Below are 17,417 nucleotides of genomic sequence, written 5' to 3'. Positions count from 1 at the left end.
AGACGGAAGCAAAAAATCGCAGGAATGAGCAGTGAATATCTGGAAACGGTACTCAATGCGGGTCTCAAAAAACTGGGTGAAATTTAACAAAATGTTCACGCTCTCACCCTGGGTGAATGAGCAATGGAGAGCACTGAGCTTTGTGTTAATGGGGGGGACGTTTTATCCTGTTGGCTCCTGCGCTGCGCTGGCGGCGACTCAACCCGGGATCAAATCTATGCGTCTCCTCAAGCCCTCTCCTGTGTCTCGCGTCCCTCGTCTGCTGGCCTCGTTACTGGCGGGTGTGGGGGTTCTGCTGCTGGCTGGTTGCGGCCCGGACACCCCGGCCCCCGCATCCTCCCCAACCGAGGTGCAGCAGGAGGCCGGGGCACCGACCTCAGTGGTGCAGGCCAATGCCCGCCAGTATAGAGACGCCCCGGCGCTGGCGCTGGTCTTCTCCGGCCCCTTGGCGCCCAAGGTAAACTGGCAGAGCTGGCTCACGGTCAGCGAAGGGGGCAAGCAGGTGCAGGGGGAGTGGATCCTCGCCGACGATGGCCGCACCCTCTATTTCCCGAACGTTCAGCCCGACAAGAGCTATGAAGTGAGCCTTAAGGCGGGGCTGGGCCCATCCCCCCAGAGCTGGACCCTCAAGACCCGACCGCTGGAGGCGGGGGCCTCCTTTACCGCCAGCGGCATGGTATTGCCGCTGCGCGACGAGCTGCGCCTGCCCATCAGCGCGGTGAACGTGGACGAGGTCAACATCGACTTCTTCCGAGTCGATGCCGAGTATCTGCCGCGTTTTTTGGCCGAGTATCGCCCCGGTGCCGGCATGGGCAACTGGGATCTGGAGCAGGTCACCAGGCGAGCCAAGCGGGTGTTCAGCGGTCGCTATGCCTTGGCGCTTGATGCCAACCGGCGTGAGACCCGCCTCATCAATGTGAAGGAGCCGCAACTGGCCGAGGCCGGGGTCTACTTTGCGGTGATGTCTCCCCTTGGCAACTACGACTGGCGCAAGGAGACCACCTATTTCGCGGTGAGCGACATGGGGCTCAGTGCCCGCCGCTACCGGGATCAGCTGGAGGTGTTCGTCAGCTCCCTGGCCAGCGCCGAACCCCTCAAGGAGGTGCAACTCTCCCTGCTCGACGAGAAGGGCAACCGGCTGCAGGTACAGCAGACAGATCCGCGCGGTCACCGGCGTTTCGAGCAGGTGCAGGGGGCCCGCCTGCTGCTGGCCGAGCAGGGCAAGCACCTGGCGGTGCTGCGCCTCGATGGCGCGGCCCTCGATCTATCCACCTTCGATCTCGGCACTCAGCCCTGGCAGGCTCAGCAGCTTTATCTGTTCAGTGGGCGGGATCTCTACCGCCCCGGCGAGCGCCTCGACAGCGAGATCCTGCTTAAAGGACAAGATGGCCAGCTGTTGCCCGGCATGGCGGTGGAGCTGGAGGTGAAGCAGCCGGACGGCCAGCTGCTCGAACAGAAACGGCTGCTGCCGGACAACCTGGGCGCCGCCCACTACGGCCTGCGCCTGCCGCAGGATGCGCCGCTGGGGCGCTGGACCATCACCCTCAAGACATCGGCGGGCAGCCGCTTCGAGTGGCCCTTCCTGGTGGAGGAGTTTTTGCCCGAGCGGCTGAAACTGCAGCTCGGCAAGGGGCCGGAGGGGGAATTGCAGAGCCTTGAAGCGGCGCTCACCCTGCCGCTGCAGGGGGACTATCTCTACGGCGCCCCGGCAAGCAGTACCAAGGCGAAGGCGGAGGTGAAGATAGGTCGCGCCACCATGCCCTTCACCCAGTGGCAGGAGTTTACCTTGGGGGACGTGCTGCTCGCCGAGCAGGCCAAGGATCTCGAGCCCCGGAGTCTCACTCTCAATGAGCAGGGGCAGGGGACCTTCTCCCTGGTGGATGAGCTGGATGGCGTGCGTGCCCTCGGACCGCTGGAGGTGGCCTACCGTGTGTCTCTCTCCGAGCCCGGTGGCCGCGCCGTCAATCGCAGCCGCACCCAGTACGGCTGGCCCGCCGGCAGCCAGTGGCCCGCCCTCAGGGCCGATTTCGTGGCGGAGCGGGCAGAGGGGGGCAAACCGTTGCCCTTCCAGATCCTCAACCTCGACGACAAGGGCCAGCCGGTGGCGGGGGAGGTGAAGGTGCGCCTGGTCAACGAGTACCGCGACTACTACTGGCACTACGCCGACGGCGAGGGGTGGAAGTACGAGTTCAACAGTCAGCCCTATCTGGAGCAGGAGCAGACCCTGCAGCTGGACGGCAAGGGGCCGACTGCCCTCAGCCTGCCCCTTGCGGCCGGCTGGTATCGCCTCGAGGTAGAGAACAGCCAGGGCCATCAATCCAGCCTGCGGCTGGAGATCGGCAGCTACGCCTGGGGCGGCGGTGGCGAGCAGGCGCGACCCGACAAGATTGCCATCACCCTCGACAAGCGCGCCTATCAGGCTGGCGACAAGGCCAAAGTGACCCTGGTGGCACCGCGCCCCGGCAAGGGGCTCTTGCTGGTGGAAGATGGCGATGGCCTGCGCTGGTGGCAGCGCATCGAACTGAACGCCGAAGGTGCCGGGCAAGGGGAAGGGCGTGGCGAGTTCGAGATCCCGGTCAGCCCCGAGTGGCAACGTCATGATCTCCATATCTCGGCGCAGATCGCCGTCCCTGACAGCGAGTCGAGACCGGCGAGCAGCAAGGGCATTCAAAGCCTGCGTTCGGTCGGCCTGGTGCCGCTCGCGCTCGACAGAGAGGCTCGTCGTCTGCCGCTCACCCTGAGCGCGCCGGATAAAGCCGTGCCGCTCACCCGGCTCGAAGTGACCGCCACCTCCACCCCCAACAGTCAGGGGCGGGTGGTGCTGGCGGCGGTGGACAGGGGCGTGCTCAATATCAGCGACTACAAGCCCCTCGACCCCTTCGAAATCTTCTTCGGTCGCAAGCGCTTCGCACAAGACTTGTTCGATAACTACGGCCAGGTGATCCCGCCGCAAGATGGCAAGCTGGCTCGCCTCAACTACGGCGGCGATGCCCCGGCCCTGAAGAAGGGGGGCGCACTGGAGAGCCGGGTCGAGGTCGCCGCGCTCTGGAGTGGCGAGGTGAGTTTCGATGAGCAGGGCAAGGCGGTGATCCCGCTGGATCTGCCCAACTTCAACGGCGAGCTGGCGCTGATGGCGCTGGCCTGGAATGAACAGCAAGTCGGCGAGGCCGATCGCGCCGTCAAGGTGGTGGCGCCCCTGGTGGCCGAGATAGGCTGGCCGCGTTTTGGCGCTCGCGGGGATCAGACCCGTGCCCTGGTGCAGCTGCGCAACATGAGCGGCGAGGATCAGACCCTCTCCCTTGAGTGGACCCTGAGCGGCGGCTTGCAGGCGGGGGGCGAGCTGCCCAAGACGCTTTCCCTCAAAAACGGCGATGAGCAGTGGCTGACCCTGCCGCTCACCGTGACTGGTGCAAACGGCGTTGCAAGCCTGCAACTGGCGGCCAGCGGCAAGGGCTTTGCGATAAGCCGCGACTGGTCGCTGCCGCTGCGCTCCCCCTGGCCTGCCGAGACTCGCCAGCGCTACCAGATGCTGGCTCCCGGCCAGCAGATGAGCTTTGCGCCGGGCGAGCTGGCGGGACTGGATAGCACCAACCTGCAGGGGCTGCTCAGCCTCTCAGGCACACCCCCCTGGGATCCTGCCGCCCAGTGGCAGGCGCTGGCCGACTACCCCTACGCCTGTCTGGAGCAGACCCTGTCGCGCGCCTGGCCCTACCTGCTGACCACGGCGGATGAGTGGGCCGCTTGGTCCAAACCTGCAGAGGGGAGCAAACCGGTGAGCGAGGCGGATCTGCAGCGCGCCCTGCTGCAACGGCTGCAGCGGCTGCAACTGCCAAGCGGCGGCTTTGGCCTCTGGGATGGCCGCTCCGACGAGGAGCAGTGGCTCACCGCCTATGCCGCCGACTACCTGCTGGCCCGCAAGGAGGCGGGCGATACGGTGCCGGAGGCCATGCTCAATCAGGCCATGAACCGGCTGCAGAGCTATCTCACCGACAACCAGTACGGGGAGCGCTGGAGCAGTTCCCCCGAACACAGCCGGCTGGCTTATCAGGCCTACAGTGCCTATGTGCTGGCCCGGGTGGGCAAGGCGCCGCTCGCTACCCTGCGCCTCATCTGGGAGCAGCAGGCGGATCACGCCCGCTCAGGTTTGCCGCTACTCCACCTCTCGCTGGCGCTCTCGGCCATGGGGGATGAGCAGAACGCCGCCAAGGCCCTTGCCCGGGCGCTAGCGACCGAGCGCGGTGACGACTATCTGGGTGATTACGGTTCGCCGCTGCGCGATGAAGCCCTCGAGCTCTCCTTGCTGCGCCAGCACAAGCTGGCCGAGGAGCGCTGGTCAGCGCTGAGCGCCAAGGTGGCCGACACCCTGGCTCACCGTCAGTGGCTCAGCACCCAGGAGCGGCTCGCCCTGCTAAGACTCGCCCGCTTCGATCCGGCCGTCGACTGGCAAGCCAGGGTTGCCTCATCCTCTGGCAGCGAAGCCTTCAGCGGTTCGGCCCCGTTGCAGCTCGGCGCCCCCGAGGCGCTGGCAGTCAGCGGGGTCACCAACGAGGGCAAGGGATCGCTTTATGTGCAGCGAACACTGATTGGCTACCCCGAACAGGCTCCTACCCGGTTGAGTCAGGGGATGAGTGTCACCCGTAGCTGGTTCAACGGCGACGGCAAGCAGCTTGATCCGGCCAAGGTACGGGTCGGCGATCTGGTGGTGGTGCGGCTCAATGTGAGTAGCGAATCGGCGGTGCCCGATGCCCTGCTGGTGGAGATGGTGCCGGCGGGCTTCGAGCTGGAGAACCCGGCCCTTGGCAACAGCATCAAGCTCGAAGAGCTTTCGATTGAGGGGAAACCGGCGTGGCAGAGCGAATGGAACGACTACCTCAAGCATCAGGAGTTTCGTGACGATCGCTACACGGCGGCGCTGGATCTGAGTGCGGGGGGCAACCAGCAGCTGGTCTATCTGATGCGGGCGGTGACGCCGGGTCGTTATCAGGTGCCGCCGACCCAGGTGGAGGATATGTATCGGCCTGAACTGCGGGCCCTGGGGGAGGATATTCACGAGGTGAGCATCTCTGAGTAATCTTTCCTCCCTCGAGCGGCTTCGTTCGCTCACCTTCTGGCAGCGCGGCTGGCTGCGACTTTGTCACGGTGGCCGCGTCAGCCTCGTCTGGTTGGGCCGTCTGCCACGCTGGCTGCGCTGCTCGGTGCTGGGAGTTGTAGCCCTGTTTCTGTCGCTGCTGGCGCTGGATCGGATTTTCCCGCCGCCGCCGCTGGATCCCGCCTATGCGCGGGTGGTGCTCGATATGAAGGGGCGGCCGCTGCGCGCCTTTGCCGATACCAGCGGTGTGTGGCGCTACCCCGTGACCCTGGAGCAGGTCTCCCCCCGCTATATAGAGGCGTTGCTGGGCTACGAGGATCGCCATTTCTGGCGCCATCCTGGGGTCAATCCGGTGGCCATGGTGCGCGGCATCGGTCAGTGGCTGCGTTACGGGCGCGCCGTCTCGGGGGGCTCGACCCTCACCATGCAGGTGGCGCGCCTCATCGAGCCCTACCACAGGAGCGTGCCCGGCAAGCTGCGCCAGATGGCGCGGGCGCTGCAACTGGAGTGGCATTACGACAAGCGCACCCTGCTCACCGTTTACCTCAACCGGGCGCCTTTTGGCGGCAATCTGGAGGGGGTGCAGGCGGCGAGTTTTGCCTATCTGGGCAAGAGCGCGGCCAAGCTGACCCACGCCGAGGCGGCGCTGCTGGCGGTGCTGCCCCAGGCCCCCAGCCGTTACCGGCCGGACAGGCACCCCGAGCGTGCCCGCGCCGCCCGCGACAAGGTGATGCAGCGGCTGGTGGCGCAGGGAGTCTGGCCCGAGCAGGTGTGGCAGGAGGGGCGTATCGAGCCGGTGCTGGCCCGCGGTCACTTCACGCCGATGGAGGCGCCGCTCTTTGCCCGGCTGGCGGCCGGCAGCCAGCCGGGGGCCCTGGTGCACACCACCATAGACGGGGATCTGCAGCGCTGGCTGGAGGCCCGGGTGGCGAGCTATATCCGCCGCTTCCCCGAGCAGACCTCCGCCGCCCTGCTGCTGGTAGACAACAAAACCATGGCGGTGCGGGCCTATGTGGGCAGCGCCGAGTATGGCAACCTGCGCCGCCACGGCTACCTCGACATGGTGCAGGCGATCCGCTCCCCCGGCTCCACCCTCAAGCCTTTCATTTATGGCCTGGCCCTGGACGAGGGGCTGGTGCACTCGGCCTCCCTGCTCTCCGATGCCCCAAGACTGGGTTCGGACTATAGACCCGCCAATTTTACCGGCGCCTTTCAGGGGCCTGTGACCCTCACCCAGGCGCTGCAGCAATCCCTCAACGTGCCGGCGGTGCAGGTGCTGGAGGCGCTTGGGGCCGACAAGCTGGTCAGCCGCCTCGACAACGCCGGGGTGCGGCTGGCGCTCTCGGACAAGCCCAATCCGGCTATTGCGCTGGGGGCGGCGGGCATTCGGCTGGAGCAGCTGGTGGCGCTCTATAGCTCCCTCACCCGGCAGGGGCAGGTGGCCATGCCGGTCTGGCTGGCGGGGCAACAGGCGGTATCACGCCCCTTGCTGAGCCCAGGGGCAGCCTGGATCATCTGGCAGATATTGAGTGCCCAGGGGCGGGCGGATCAGCCCTTCGCCAGCGAGGCGACCGGCCGGGTCAACCGGCTCGCCTGGAAGACCGGCACCAGCTACGGCTATCGGGACAGCTGGGCGCTGGGGGTCTCCGGTCGCTGGACTATTGGCGTCTGGCTGGGGCGTCCCGACGGTACCCCCTTGCCGGGCTTTTATGGCCAGAGCGCGGCGGTGCCGCTGCTGCTCTCGGTCTACTCGCGGCTCTCGGACAACAGCCCCTTGCCGGTGCAGCCCAACACGGTGAGCGAGGCCGAGATCTGCTGGCCGCTGGGGCGCGAGGCAAGCGCGACCCTGCCCGAGGCCTGTCTGCAGCGCCAGAGTGCCTGGCTGCTGGAGGAGCGGGATCCGCCGACCCTTCCGGATCCCATGGACTGGCCCTCACCCCTGCGGCAGGTGGCATTGACCTCTGAGGGCAAACCGACGCTGACCCGCTGCCCCGATGCGGCGCAAGCCGGTTTTCGGGCGCTCTGGCCGCTCTCGCTGGAGCCTTGGCGTACACCCGGCGAGCGGCGTCAGGCGCTGCTGGCCAGTGGTTGTGCAGGGGAGGGGCGAAGCGCCGAGCTGCAGGCTCCCATTCGTATCCTGGCCCTGGGGGAGGGGAATCTTATCCGCAGCCAGCGCTACCGCCTGCAGCCCAGGGTGCTGGGGGGCGTCGGCAAGCCGGCCTGGTTTCTCAACGGCCAGCGGCTGCGCTGGGACGGGGATCAGGTGCTGAGCGAGGCGGGGCGCTACCAGCTGGTGGTAGTGGATGAGGCGGGCAACAGCGATCGCATCGAGTTTCGGCTGGAGAACCCCTCCTGAGGCAGGAGGGGCAGAGGGCTACCCGTTCAGGGCGACAATATTTTGACGGCAGCGTCTTTGCTGGATCAGGGTTTGACCTGACCCAGCCGGGTGAAGAAGTGCTGACTCTTGCGCTGGTGAAAGTGGCTCTTCTTGATGGGATGGAAGACAAGGTGGCTGTCGGGGTGACTCTCCTTGAGCCTGTGGATCATCGCCATGGCGGGCAATGAGCTACTGACAAGGGTGGTGAGTGGCAGGCTGCGGGTATCCGGGCCCAGCAGCTGGTTGAGTCCCTGCTGCGCCTGCTCGAAGCGGGCCAGTACGGCAGGGTCGGCATAGCCGCTGCCCAGCATGGCGAGCAGGGCATCAAGGGCCTGGTGGAACTCGGCCAGCTGCTGGCGAAAACCGCTGCGCCCGCGCAGGGCAACCAGCTCCGCAAAGGAGATCTCGGCGAGGTGAGTGGGCACTTGCAGCGGGATCTCGAGGTGGAAGCAGTCCTGACCGCCCCGGTTGTGGTAGCGGGATTCCAGCAGGTGAAGCAGACGGTCCAGGTAGTCGTGATCCGTGATGAGGGCCCCCTCATTGGCGAGCGCCCACTCACGGGCGAGGCGCATGGAGAGCAGGTTGGCAAAGCGCCGCGCCATTCTGATCCCCCCTTCATCCTGGGTCGCAAAGCCATGGCTCAGGCAAAAACCGTGCAGCCGCTCCAGACCCGGCTGGGCGGGGCAGAAGCAGTCGTGGTTAGGCCGCTGGCGCCAGCGGGTGATCAGCTCCTTGTTGCCAAACACCTTGTGGCGGACGAAGTCGGGGGCGACAAGGCCGGTGATCTGGCTCTCGATCTGGGGCGTGATGGCGGCGAAGAAGGCGGGTGCTGGCCGCTCGGCCAGCAGATCGCTCTGCTCTTCCAGGGTATGGAGCAGGGCGGTGAGGCCGCTCTTCTCGCTGACGGTGAAGACGAAGGCGAGCCGCTCCAGATAGAGCAGGGCAAACTTGAGCCAGAGCTCGTCACGTACCTCCATGCCGGGGTAGTAGATATAGGTCTTCATCGGATCTTCTGTGTTGAAGCATCTTGCCAGGGCGCAGGCTCGGGAATATACGCAAGATTGCCGCCGGGTCGCAAACATTGAGTGGGAGAATATGGATGAACGCTCAGCCAGTAGGCGCTGGCGCCAAACTTCTGATATAATTCGCGCCCTTAAATCAAGGCCACCCGAGTCAACACCATGAAGTTCATTATCAAGCTGTTCCCCGAAATCACCATCAAGAGCAAGTCAGTGCGTCAGCGTTTCACCAAGATGCTGCAGGGCAACATCCGTAACGTGTTGCGCCGCTTTGACGAAGATGCCCGCGTGCGGATGGACTGGGACAAGCTGGTAGTGAGCTCCCGCAACGATCAGTTCCACGCCCAGTATCTGGAAACCTTGGCCTGCATCCCGGGCATTCAATATTTCCTCGAAGTGAAGCTGAGCAACTTTACCGATCTGCATGACATCTTCGAGCAGACCCGCGCCGTTTGGGGCGATCGCCTGAAAGGCAAGACCTTCTGCGTGCGTGCCCGTCGTGTCGGCAAGCACGACTTCAGCTCCCTTGAGCTGGAGCGCTATGTGGGTGGTGGCCTCAATCAACACTGTGAAACCGCCGGTGTACGCCTTAAAAAACCCGATATCCAGGTCAACCTGGAAGTGGAAAACGACGAGCTCTACATCATCAGCGCCGTCCATCACGGCATGGGGGGCTTCCCCATGGCGACCCAGGAGGACGTGCTGAGCCTGCTCTCCGGCGGTTTCGACTCCGGCGTGGCCTCCTACCAGTTCATCAAGCGCGGCTGCCGCGTCCACTACTGCTTCTTCAATCTGGGGGGCGCCGCCCACGAGATCGGTGTCAAGCAGGTCGCCTATTACCTGTGGAACAAGTTCGGTGCCTCCCACAAGGTGCGTTTCACCGCCATCGACTTCGAGCCAGTGGTGGCCGAGATCCTCGAGAAGATCGACAATGGCCAGATGGGGGTGGTGCTCAAGCGGATGATGATGCGTGCAGCCGGTCAGGTTGCCGACTACTTCCAGATCCCGGCGCTGGTCACCGGCGAGTGCGTAGGTCAGGTCTCCAGCCAGACCCTGACCAACCTGAACGTCATCGATCGGGTGACCGACAAGGTGATCCTGCGCCCGCTCATCACCTGGGACAAGCCGGACATCATCAGCGAGGCCCGCCGCATCGGCACCCTGGAGTTTGCCGAGACCATGCCGGAGTATTGCGGCGTCATCTCCAAGAAGCCGACCGTGAAGGCTGAGCTCTCCCGCATTGAAGCGGAAGAGGCCAACTTCGACTTCGCCATCCTGGACAAGGTGGTGAGCGAGGCCCGCTACCTCGACATCCGTCGCATCGGTGAAGAGACCGCCGCCCAGGTGCAGGAGGTGGAGACCACCCAGGTGCTGGCCGCCAACGAAGTCATCCTGGACATCCGCTCTGCTGATGAGCGCGACGAGAAGCCACTGGTGGTGGAAGGGCGCGACGTCCTGCACATCCCCTTCTTCAAGCTGGCGACCGCCTTTGGCGATCTGCCCAAGGAGCAGACCTACCTGCTCTATTGCGATCGCGGCGTGATGAGCAAGCTGCAGGCGCTCTATCTGAAAGAGCAGGGCTTTGACAACGTCAAGGTGTACCGCCCCTGATAGCGGTGCCCATGCGCCCATAAAAAAATCCGGCCAAGGCGCCGGATTTTTTTATTTCACATGTTCGGTGATGATCAGGGGCAGGGGACTGGGGTAAAGGTCTCCTGACCCTGGCAGCGCCAGCCCATCTCGGCCTGACGCATCTGCCACAGGTTGTTGCTGCGAAACAGGGTCAGGATGTAGAGCATGTCGCTCTTCTGGCCATCGAGGGCCACCGAGAGCACCAGATCGTTGTCCAGCTGCTGGGCATGGATGCGGGTCGGCACGTCTTCATGACCCACGAAGCGGCGAGCCACTTCGCGATAGTCGTTGACCCAGCCCTGCTGACTGCTGCTCGCCTGACGGATCTGCTGGTTGAACTGCTGCACCGGGGTGGATGCCAGGCGCCCGAACAGGGCCTGTGCCCCCGCATGAGCCGCTGCCACCATCATCAGAATCAGCGTGGTAATGAGCCCAAGTTTTTGCATGAGGTAATCCGGCTTGAAACGACCACTCTATGACAACAGAAAAGCGGGCTTGGTTCAATCTTGCCCCTGCAAGGGTGGGATCTCGCCCACCCAGACCCGGTTCAGTTGCGCTGCAACGAGAAGGTCGGCAGGGAGAGGTGCCAGTAGATGGCGGCAACGCGCAGGCCAAAAACGGCCGTCATGCAGATGAGCATGGCGGTGACCCTGTCCATGTTGACCTCCAGCGCCAGGGTATAGAGGATGCCCCCCAGGATGCAGGCGGTGGCATAGATCTCCTTTTGCAGCACCATGGGCACTTCCCGGGCCAGCACGTCCCGGATCATGCCGCCAGCCACCCCCGTCATGGTGCCCATGAGCACCGCAATCAGCCCTGAGGTGCCGAAGTTGAGCGCCTTCTGGGCGCCAATCACGGTAAAGAGCGCCAGCCCAAAGGCGTCCGCCACCGGCAGCACATACCAGGGCATGCGGCGGGGCAACTTGACCATCCACATGCCGATGAGCGCCGTGGCAATGACCACCCAGATATAGAGGGGGTCGCGTACCCAGAAGACCGGGGTAGCGCCCAGGATCATGTCACGGATGGTGCCACCCCCGATGGCGGTGACCGCCGCCAGCACCATGACGCCGAAGCCGTCCATTCGAAGGCGCCCTGCCACCAATACCCCTGAAAACGCGAATACCGCAGTACCAAACATGTCGCTGATGTAAACAATCTGCTCAACCAGTGTCTGCATGGAGAACAACTCACGTCCAATAAATGATGGGGCGGCGATTTTAGGGGCAAGGGGCGCGTGTGAGCAATGCCGGTATGCAAAAGTGAGAGCCAGAGCGGGTTTCTGGAGGCTATGGTCTGGGCCGATAGACAGGCTGAGACTGCAGTGTGGCTGTTGCCGGGAGAACATACAGATTTGTACATGATGAGGCGAAAAATCTTCTAAAGCATCGGGCTGTGGTGCCGTTACTAAGGGGGAAGCAAATGGAAGGGTGTCAGGAAGTCCAACTTTTTGCAGTGCTGCGGATCTGGTCATCACCACGTTGAATCAGATCTGCCTCAGTCACCGGCAGCGGATTGTCCCTGCAGACTGAAGAGGGATCTCAATCGCCGTGCGCCCTGGGATCCGCAGTTTTAGACTTATCAGGAGAATTCATTATGTCCATGTACATCAACACCAACGTCTCGTCCCTCAACGCTCAGCGCAACTTGATGAACTCCGGCAAGTCGCTGGATACCTCCTATACCCGCCTTGCTTCAGGCCTGCGCATCAACAGCGCCAAGGACGATGCGGCTGGCCTGCAGATCTCCAACCGGATGACCGCCCAGATCAACGGTCTGGACCAGGGCAACCGCAACGCCAACGATGGCATCTCTATGGCTCAGACTGCGGAAGGGGCCATGGATGAAGTGACCTCCATGCTGCAGCGTATCCGCACCCTGGCTCAACAGTCTGCTAATGGCACCAATTCACAAGATGATCGTGTTGCGTTGCAAGCTGAAGTGGATCAGCTGAGCAAAGAGATGGATCGTATTGCTTCTGATACCACCTTTGCTGGTACTAAATTATTTGACACTGATGGTAAAGCATTTGACTTCCAAGTCGGTGCTGATGCTAACCAGAAGATTAGTTTTACGCTTGATAAGATGGATATTACATCCCTTGGCACGAAAGCAGGTGTTGCTGATATCGCGTCTGGCGCTAAAGGCATTGACATTTCCACCGATGCAGCAGAGGCACAAAAAGTTTTAGGTCAAATAGATAGTGTCATTAAAGTGGTTGATAGCAAGCGCGCCGAGCTGGGTGCGGTGCAAAACCGGCTGGACTCCACCATCCGCAACCAGTCCAATATCTCGGAGAACGTCAGCGCCGCACGCTCCCGTATCCGCGATGCGGACTTCGCCACCGAAACCGCCAACATGACCAAGCAGAACATTCTGCAACAGGCGGCCTCCAGCATCCTGGCCCAGGCCAACCAGCGTCCGCAGTCGGCCCTGTCGCTGCTGGGCAACTAAGACAGTCCAGATTAACCTCTGAATAAGGAGCGGCAGATGGCCAATGAACCCATTGTCATGGCTTCTACCTCGACGCTCACTTCTCATGGCGGCCCTCGGGCCGCCATGCCTGTTTCTGTGCCGCCAAAATCCGGCGTGGAGCAAACCGTCGAGCAGGGAAGCGTCGACTCGGCAGACAAGCCTCTGAAAGAAGAGACTTCGAAGGCCACAGCGTCGTCATCCAAGAATAATGATGAAACTAAAAAACAGGCCCAAGAATTGCAAGAGAAGCTGACCAGCTTGGGCAAACTAAAGGGGTGGGCCATCCATTTCAGTCTGGTGCCTGAGTTCGATCGACCAGTGATCAAGGTGATCGATGCCGAGACCAGGCAGGTGATCCGCCAGATCCCGAGTGAAGAGATCCTCCAGATGAACAAGCGGTTGCAGGCGATGACGCAGGACAATGGTGAGGGTGTTAGCCTCTCCGGGCTGCTAGTCGACGGTCAGGTATAGGTTTCTAAACAAGATAAGAGGAGCATGTTATGGCGATTACCTCCGCCGGGTCTGGGTCGGGCATCGATCTCGAGAGCGTTATCTCGGCGAGCGTGGCCGCCAGAAAGGCGCAGTTGCAGCAGCCCATCATCACCAAGCAGAACAGCACCAATATCACCTTGTCTGGCATAGGGCAGCTCAAGTCTTCTATATCTGCCTTCACCGATATCCTGGATACCTTGAGCAAACCCGGCGCTTTCAACAAGCGGGCCATCAATATCACCCAGAATAAAGATGACCCTGTGCTGGCTGTGGAGAGCAAGAGTGGTACCTCCAACGGCCAGTACAATATCACCGTCAATAAGTTGGCAACCACCAGCCGTGAGGAAGGGATCTTTGACAGCTCGACCGCGCCGCTTATCACCCAGGACGGCCAACTGACCTTCAAGGCGGGGGACAAGGAGTTCACGGTCGACGTCAAGGCGGGGGATACCCTGCAAAACATTCGTAAGCGCATCAACAATGATGGCGACAACTTCGGGCTCAGTGCCAACATCGTCAATACCGCCGATGGCAAGGCTAAACTCGTCATCGACTCGGGCGTGTCGGGGGACGGCAAGGATCTGGTCATCACGGGCAGCACGACCGAACTACAGGACAAGTTCACGGGCAAAATGGCAGAGACGCAACAGGCGTCCAGCGCCGAGATTCTGGTGGATGGCAATGTGCTCAAGAGCGATACCAATGTCTTCGATGACGTCATTCAGGACCTGAAGCTGACCGTGCTGCGGGTCTCCGACAAGGACAGCAATGGCGATCTCAAGTCCAACAAGGTGGATATCACCACCGACAAGACCTCTGTTCAGGAGACGGTACAGAAGTTTATCGATGGCTATAACGCGTTGCAGGAGAAACTGAGTGGCTTGGGCAAGCGCAACAGCATCGTCGGTGGTGTGCGTCAGGATGATGGTGGTGCATTGGCGGGTGACTCCACAACGCGGGCCATCAGCAACTTCATGTCCAATTTAATTACCACCCCCTCCGATACCAGTACCATCTATTCCACCATCTTCGAGCTTGGCATCAAGATGGATAACAAGGGCAAGCTCTCCCTCGATAAAGAGAAGTTTGGTGAGGCAGTAGATAAGAACTTCGACCAGGTGGCTAGCCTCTTGGGTGGTGAGGATGGTCTGGCGGCCAAGCTGACGAATGGCTTGAAGGAATATACCAAGAGTGGTGGCCTGTTGGCACAGCGTACAGATACCCTCAACTCAGATCTACGCAGCCTGGGTCAGAAGCAGGCCACTACCAATGAACAGCTGGTTAAATATGAAGCCGCCTTGCGCGCCCAATACGGCAGCCTGGATGCCCTGCTTGTGAAAATGAATAACTCGGCGGCAGCCCTGACCGCATTGCAGATAAATAATAACTGATAGTGATATTTCGAGGACCCATGTTATGTACCACCGTAATCTGAAGGCATATAAGACAACCAGTATCGAAGCGGACCTGGCGGTTGCGGATCCCCATAGGGTCATTCAACTGATGATGCAAGGACTGTTGGAGTGCCTTGCACAGGCGAAGGGAGCCATAGAGCGCAAGGATGTGGAGGCGAAGGCCAAGACCATCTCCAAGGCGCAGGCGTTGGTGCATGGCCTTCAGGATGCGCTGGATATGACACAAGGGCAGATAGCCGAGGATCTGTTTGCGCTCTATGCCTATATGGATGAACGCATCTGGGACGCCAGCGTTCGGCGTGACGTTCAGCCCCTAGAGGAGGTCATGACCCTGATGGTGACCATCAAATCGGCTTGGGATCAAATTACCGACGCAGATAAGCAACAGGGGTTTCAGCTAAGACAAGCGTCAGGGAGTGTGTAGTGAAGGCGCTGAACGATTATGGTGATGCTTTGACCGATAATATCGCGACACTGCAGCGACTATTGGCGCACCATCAATATGAAGAGGCCCTAGCTTGTATGGATGAGCGTCTGGCGATCATCACGACACTGACTGACTTTTCTCGGCAGCAGAAGATGGCGTCAGCGGAAATGGCTACCTTGGTCAGAGACCAACTAGCAAAAGAAGAGAGGCTGAGAAGTCTGGCTGAAACGTTTAAGAATGAGATTGCCATGCAGCTAGTGACCCTTGGCAGGGCCAACAAGGCAAAGTCTACTTATCATGGGAATAGGTAAGCTCTGGCCAGCCAAGACAGCGTGTTGCTTTGTTTGATACTTGATAAAAGTCACGACCGCCAGTGATGAATCATTCGTACTGTTTAGATTGTCGAGTGTTTATCTTACTTTTCTGATATGAAGTGAACATGAATCCTACGCAAGCACTTAGGTTTTTATATGCCCTCATTTATTGTTGAGTTTTGGTCAAGCATCTTTGGCATACTGGCGAAAGTGTCGGTATTCACACTGGTAAGGAAACTGTTCCCCTCAGCAATCACCGCTCGATTTGTCGATTTTTGGGTGCTGAGTCACCTCGTCCTGTCCATGGTGGCGGTAGTGGTCGCCGTCTACGCACCCTATCCTGTGATGGGATACCTTTTTATGGGGTATGGGTTTCTTCGAACCTTTGAGATCGTCGTGTACCAGACGAACGTCTTGCTGTTTGATGAATATCGGGTAGTAAAAGCGGGCGGTGAATACCGACTTGAGGGTTACCGTCGTATTGTATTGTTGTTGCTGCATAATTACTTCGAAATCATTCTTTGGCTTGCGTGCACATATACGGTGATGGCAGCTGATTTCGAGCATAAATGGCAGCCAGGCACAGGCACTGTCTTTGGTGGTATTTATAGCAGTTTTATCACAATGACCTCATTTGGTGATTTCGATTTATTGCCAAAGAGCACTATGGCTGCCTCTGTGCTGCTTTTTCACGCAACTGTCGGCCTGTTCATGACACTGTTAAGCCTGGCCAGGTTTATCAGCCTGATACCAGCGCCAAAAACCCGTGATATTGTAGAAATAAAACAAATTGAGAGTTCCAAAGACAGCTAGGAATGATGAGTCATGTCAGTGCCTATTTTGGCATGACTCTAATAACATCAAGTGATTATGACCTGCTATGTAGGCATGCATATTGCGCTTAATTTAGACCTACGCCCATGATGGGGGTGGTATCCGAATGATTTACTTGAGGACATCAGCATGACCCATACCCTGGTAACCCCCAGGTACTACCAAGATTTTCAATGTATTGGCGACAAGTGTGAGGATAATTGCTGCCATGGATGGACGATTTCGATAGACAAGAAAACTTATCGTAATTATGTCAGTCATCCGGATCAGCTGATTCAAAGCACGGCCAAGCAGCATATTGAGAAAGTGAAAAAGTCAGACTCTCACTGGGGGACTATCCGCATGGATGAGTCTGGCGCCTGTCCCTTTTTGGATGATGTTGGATTATGCAATGTGCATAAGAAGATTGGTGCAGAGGCACTGAGCCACACCTGTAAGACCTACCCCAGGCAACTACAGCAATTTGGTGTCCAGCACAGGCGAAGCCTGATGCTCTCCTGCCCGGAGGTGAGCAGGCAGGTACTCTTGAATCCAGATGCCATGGTGGTCGATGTCACCCCATTCAAAGGGCAGGTCAGGCCCTCTCCCGTGCCCAGCACCATTGATACCCTGCATTCATTGAGTATCGATTTACTGCTTGCAGACGGTATGACGATAGAAGATAAACTATGGCTGATCGGTATGTTGGTGCACAGGGATGAAAGCAAGGGCTCAAACCAAGCATTTATCGAGCAATTAATTCCCATGATAAATGATGGGCAGTTGAGCGCGGCGTTTTCTCAAATTCCTTTTATTGGTAAAGTGCAGTGGTGGGCCTTGCGTACCCTGACGCATCTGTTAGTACAAAACCAGCAACGTCGTGGAAGGGCTGTGATGCTCCGTTGCCTGAATAAAATAAATCAGGTTTTAGAGAGGGAGTTTAATGAGGAAAAACTGCTGCTGATACATAAAAGCTGGCACCAGAAGGTAGTGCCATTTTTGACGCAACGCCCCCATATTCAACAGAACTATCTGCTTTATCATGTCTATCACAATCAGTTTCCATCAGGATTTGATTCTCCTCAAATAGCTTATCAGCTTCTCATTGCGGACTATTTCTTGCTGCGCAGCTATTTATCCTTGATCGCGATAGATGAAAAAGCCCTTACCGAGCAAGATGTTACAGATCTGTTTTATAGCTATCATACACTTCGCCAACACAATCCCAAGTTCTTGACCGTATTGGCGCAAGGGCTGCAGCAATCAGGGCTGGCCAGCGATATTACACTTTATGCGCTATTAAAGACTGGCAATGATTAATGCAGGGAAAATATTTATCATCTCTATTATGGTAGAATCAACTC

At 59.8% G+C, this 17,417-nt stretch carries 13 protein-coding genes; 10 read left to right on the top strand and 3 right to left on the bottom strand.

What is annotated here, in order from left to right; translation table 11 throughout:
- The first annotated feature begins 217 nt into the window (after positions 1 to 217).
- Positions 218 to 5,071: an alpha-2-macroglobulin gene (locus ACB030_RS03110; RefSeq protein WP_371157929.1), complete on the top strand. Its 4,854-nt coding sequence runs from the start codon at positions 218 to 220 to the stop codon at positions 5,069 to 5,071.
- Positions 5,072 to 5,123: 52 nt separating this feature from the next.
- Entirely contained in the window at positions 5,124 to 7,445 is a 2,322-nt protein-coding gene (pbpC, locus tag ACB030_RS03105) for a penicillin-binding protein 1C (RefSeq protein ID WP_371157941.1), read from the top strand.
- Positions 7,446 to 7,510: 65 nt separating this feature from the next.
- On the opposite strand, the gene ACB030_RS03100 is transcribed toward pbpC, so the two are convergent.
- A complete protein-coding gene (locus ACB030_RS03100) occupies positions 7,511 to 8,470 on the bottom strand; it encodes a hypothetical protein (RefSeq protein ID WP_371157927.1) in 960 nt (319 codons plus the stop codon).
- Between the two features lie 177 nt (positions 8,471 to 8,647).
- On the opposite strand from ACB030_RS03100, the gene thiI reads away from it, so the two are divergent.
- A complete protein-coding gene (gene thiI, locus ACB030_RS03095; RefSeq protein ID WP_371157925.1) occupies positions 8,648 to 10,096 on the top strand; it encodes a tRNA uracil 4-sulfurtransferase ThiI in 1,449 nt (482 codons plus the stop codon).
- A gap of 74 nt (positions 10,097 to 10,170) precedes the next feature.
- On the opposite strand, the gene ACB030_RS03090 is transcribed toward thiI, so the two are convergent.
- The gene (locus ACB030_RS03090) at positions 10,171 to 10,563 is read right to left on the bottom strand and encodes a hypothetical protein (RefSeq protein WP_005326432.1); all 393 of its coding nucleotides are present in this window, start codon (positions 10,561 to 10,563) and stop codon (positions 10,171 to 10,173) included.
- A gap of 101 nt (positions 10,564 to 10,664) precedes the next feature.
- A complete protein-coding gene (locus ACB030_RS03085; RefSeq protein WP_025326511.1) occupies positions 10,665 to 11,297 on the bottom strand; it encodes a trimeric intracellular cation channel family protein in 633 nt (210 codons plus the stop codon).
- 416 nt (positions 11,298 to 11,713) lie between these two features.
- On the opposite strand from ACB030_RS03085, the gene ACB030_RS03080 reads away from it, so the two are divergent.
- The 7 genes from ACB030_RS03080 to fliB all read left to right on the top strand — a co-directional run bounded on the left by ACB030_RS03080 (position 11,714) and on the right by fliB (position 17,373).
- Complete coding sequence (locus tag ACB030_RS03080) at positions 11,714 to 12,571, top strand: flagellin (RefSeq protein WP_371157923.1); 858 nt, start codon at positions 11,714 to 11,716, stop codon at positions 12,569 to 12,571.
- 36 nt (positions 12,572 to 12,607) lie between these two features.
- A complete protein-coding gene (locus ACB030_RS03075; protein WP_371157921.1) occupies positions 12,608 to 13,063 on the top strand; it encodes a flagellar protein FlaG in 456 nt (151 codons plus the stop codon).
- A gap of 29 nt (positions 13,064 to 13,092) precedes the next feature.
- The gene (gene fliD, locus ACB030_RS03070) at positions 13,093 to 14,475 is read left to right on the top strand and encodes a flagellar filament capping protein FliD (protein ID WP_371157919.1); all 1,383 of its coding nucleotides are present in this window, start codon (positions 13,093 to 13,095) and stop codon (positions 14,473 to 14,475) included.
- A gap of 25 nt (positions 14,476 to 14,500) precedes the next feature.
- Positions 14,501 to 14,923, top strand: a complete 423-nt coding sequence (gene fliS / locus ACB030_RS03065) for a flagellar export chaperone FliS (RefSeq protein WP_371157917.1) — start codon at positions 14,501 to 14,503, stop codon at positions 14,921 to 14,923.
- Positions 14,923 to 15,237, top strand: coding sequence for a hypothetical protein (locus tag ACB030_RS03060; protein ID WP_371157915.1), 315 nt, complete (start codon positions 14,923 to 14,925; stop codon positions 15,235 to 15,237). The genes fliS and ACB030_RS03060 overlap by 1 nt, the downstream gene beginning before the upstream one ends.
- A 159-nt stretch (positions 15,238 to 15,396) precedes the next feature.
- Positions 15,397 to 16,053 (top strand): hypothetical protein, encoded by a 657-nt coding sequence (locus ACB030_RS03055; protein WP_371157913.1) that lies wholly within the window; start codon positions 15,397 to 15,399, stop codon positions 16,051 to 16,053.
- A 150-nt stretch (positions 16,054 to 16,203) separates the two neighbouring features.
- Positions 16,204 to 17,373, top strand: a complete 1,170-nt coding sequence (gene fliB / locus ACB030_RS03050) for a flagellin lysine-N-methylase (protein WP_371157911.1) — start codon at positions 16,204 to 16,206, stop codon at positions 17,371 to 17,373.
- Positions 17,374 to 17,417 lie beyond the last annotated feature (44 nt).

Origin of the sequence: Aeromonas sp. S16(2024) (assembly GCF_041403065.1) — a bacterium.
Classification (GTDB): domain Bacteria; phylum Pseudomonadota; class Gammaproteobacteria; order Enterobacterales; family Aeromonadaceae; genus Aeromonas.
The sequence above is the reverse complement of the archived record's forward strand: the minus strand, read 5'-3'. Positions and strand labels throughout refer to the sequence as shown.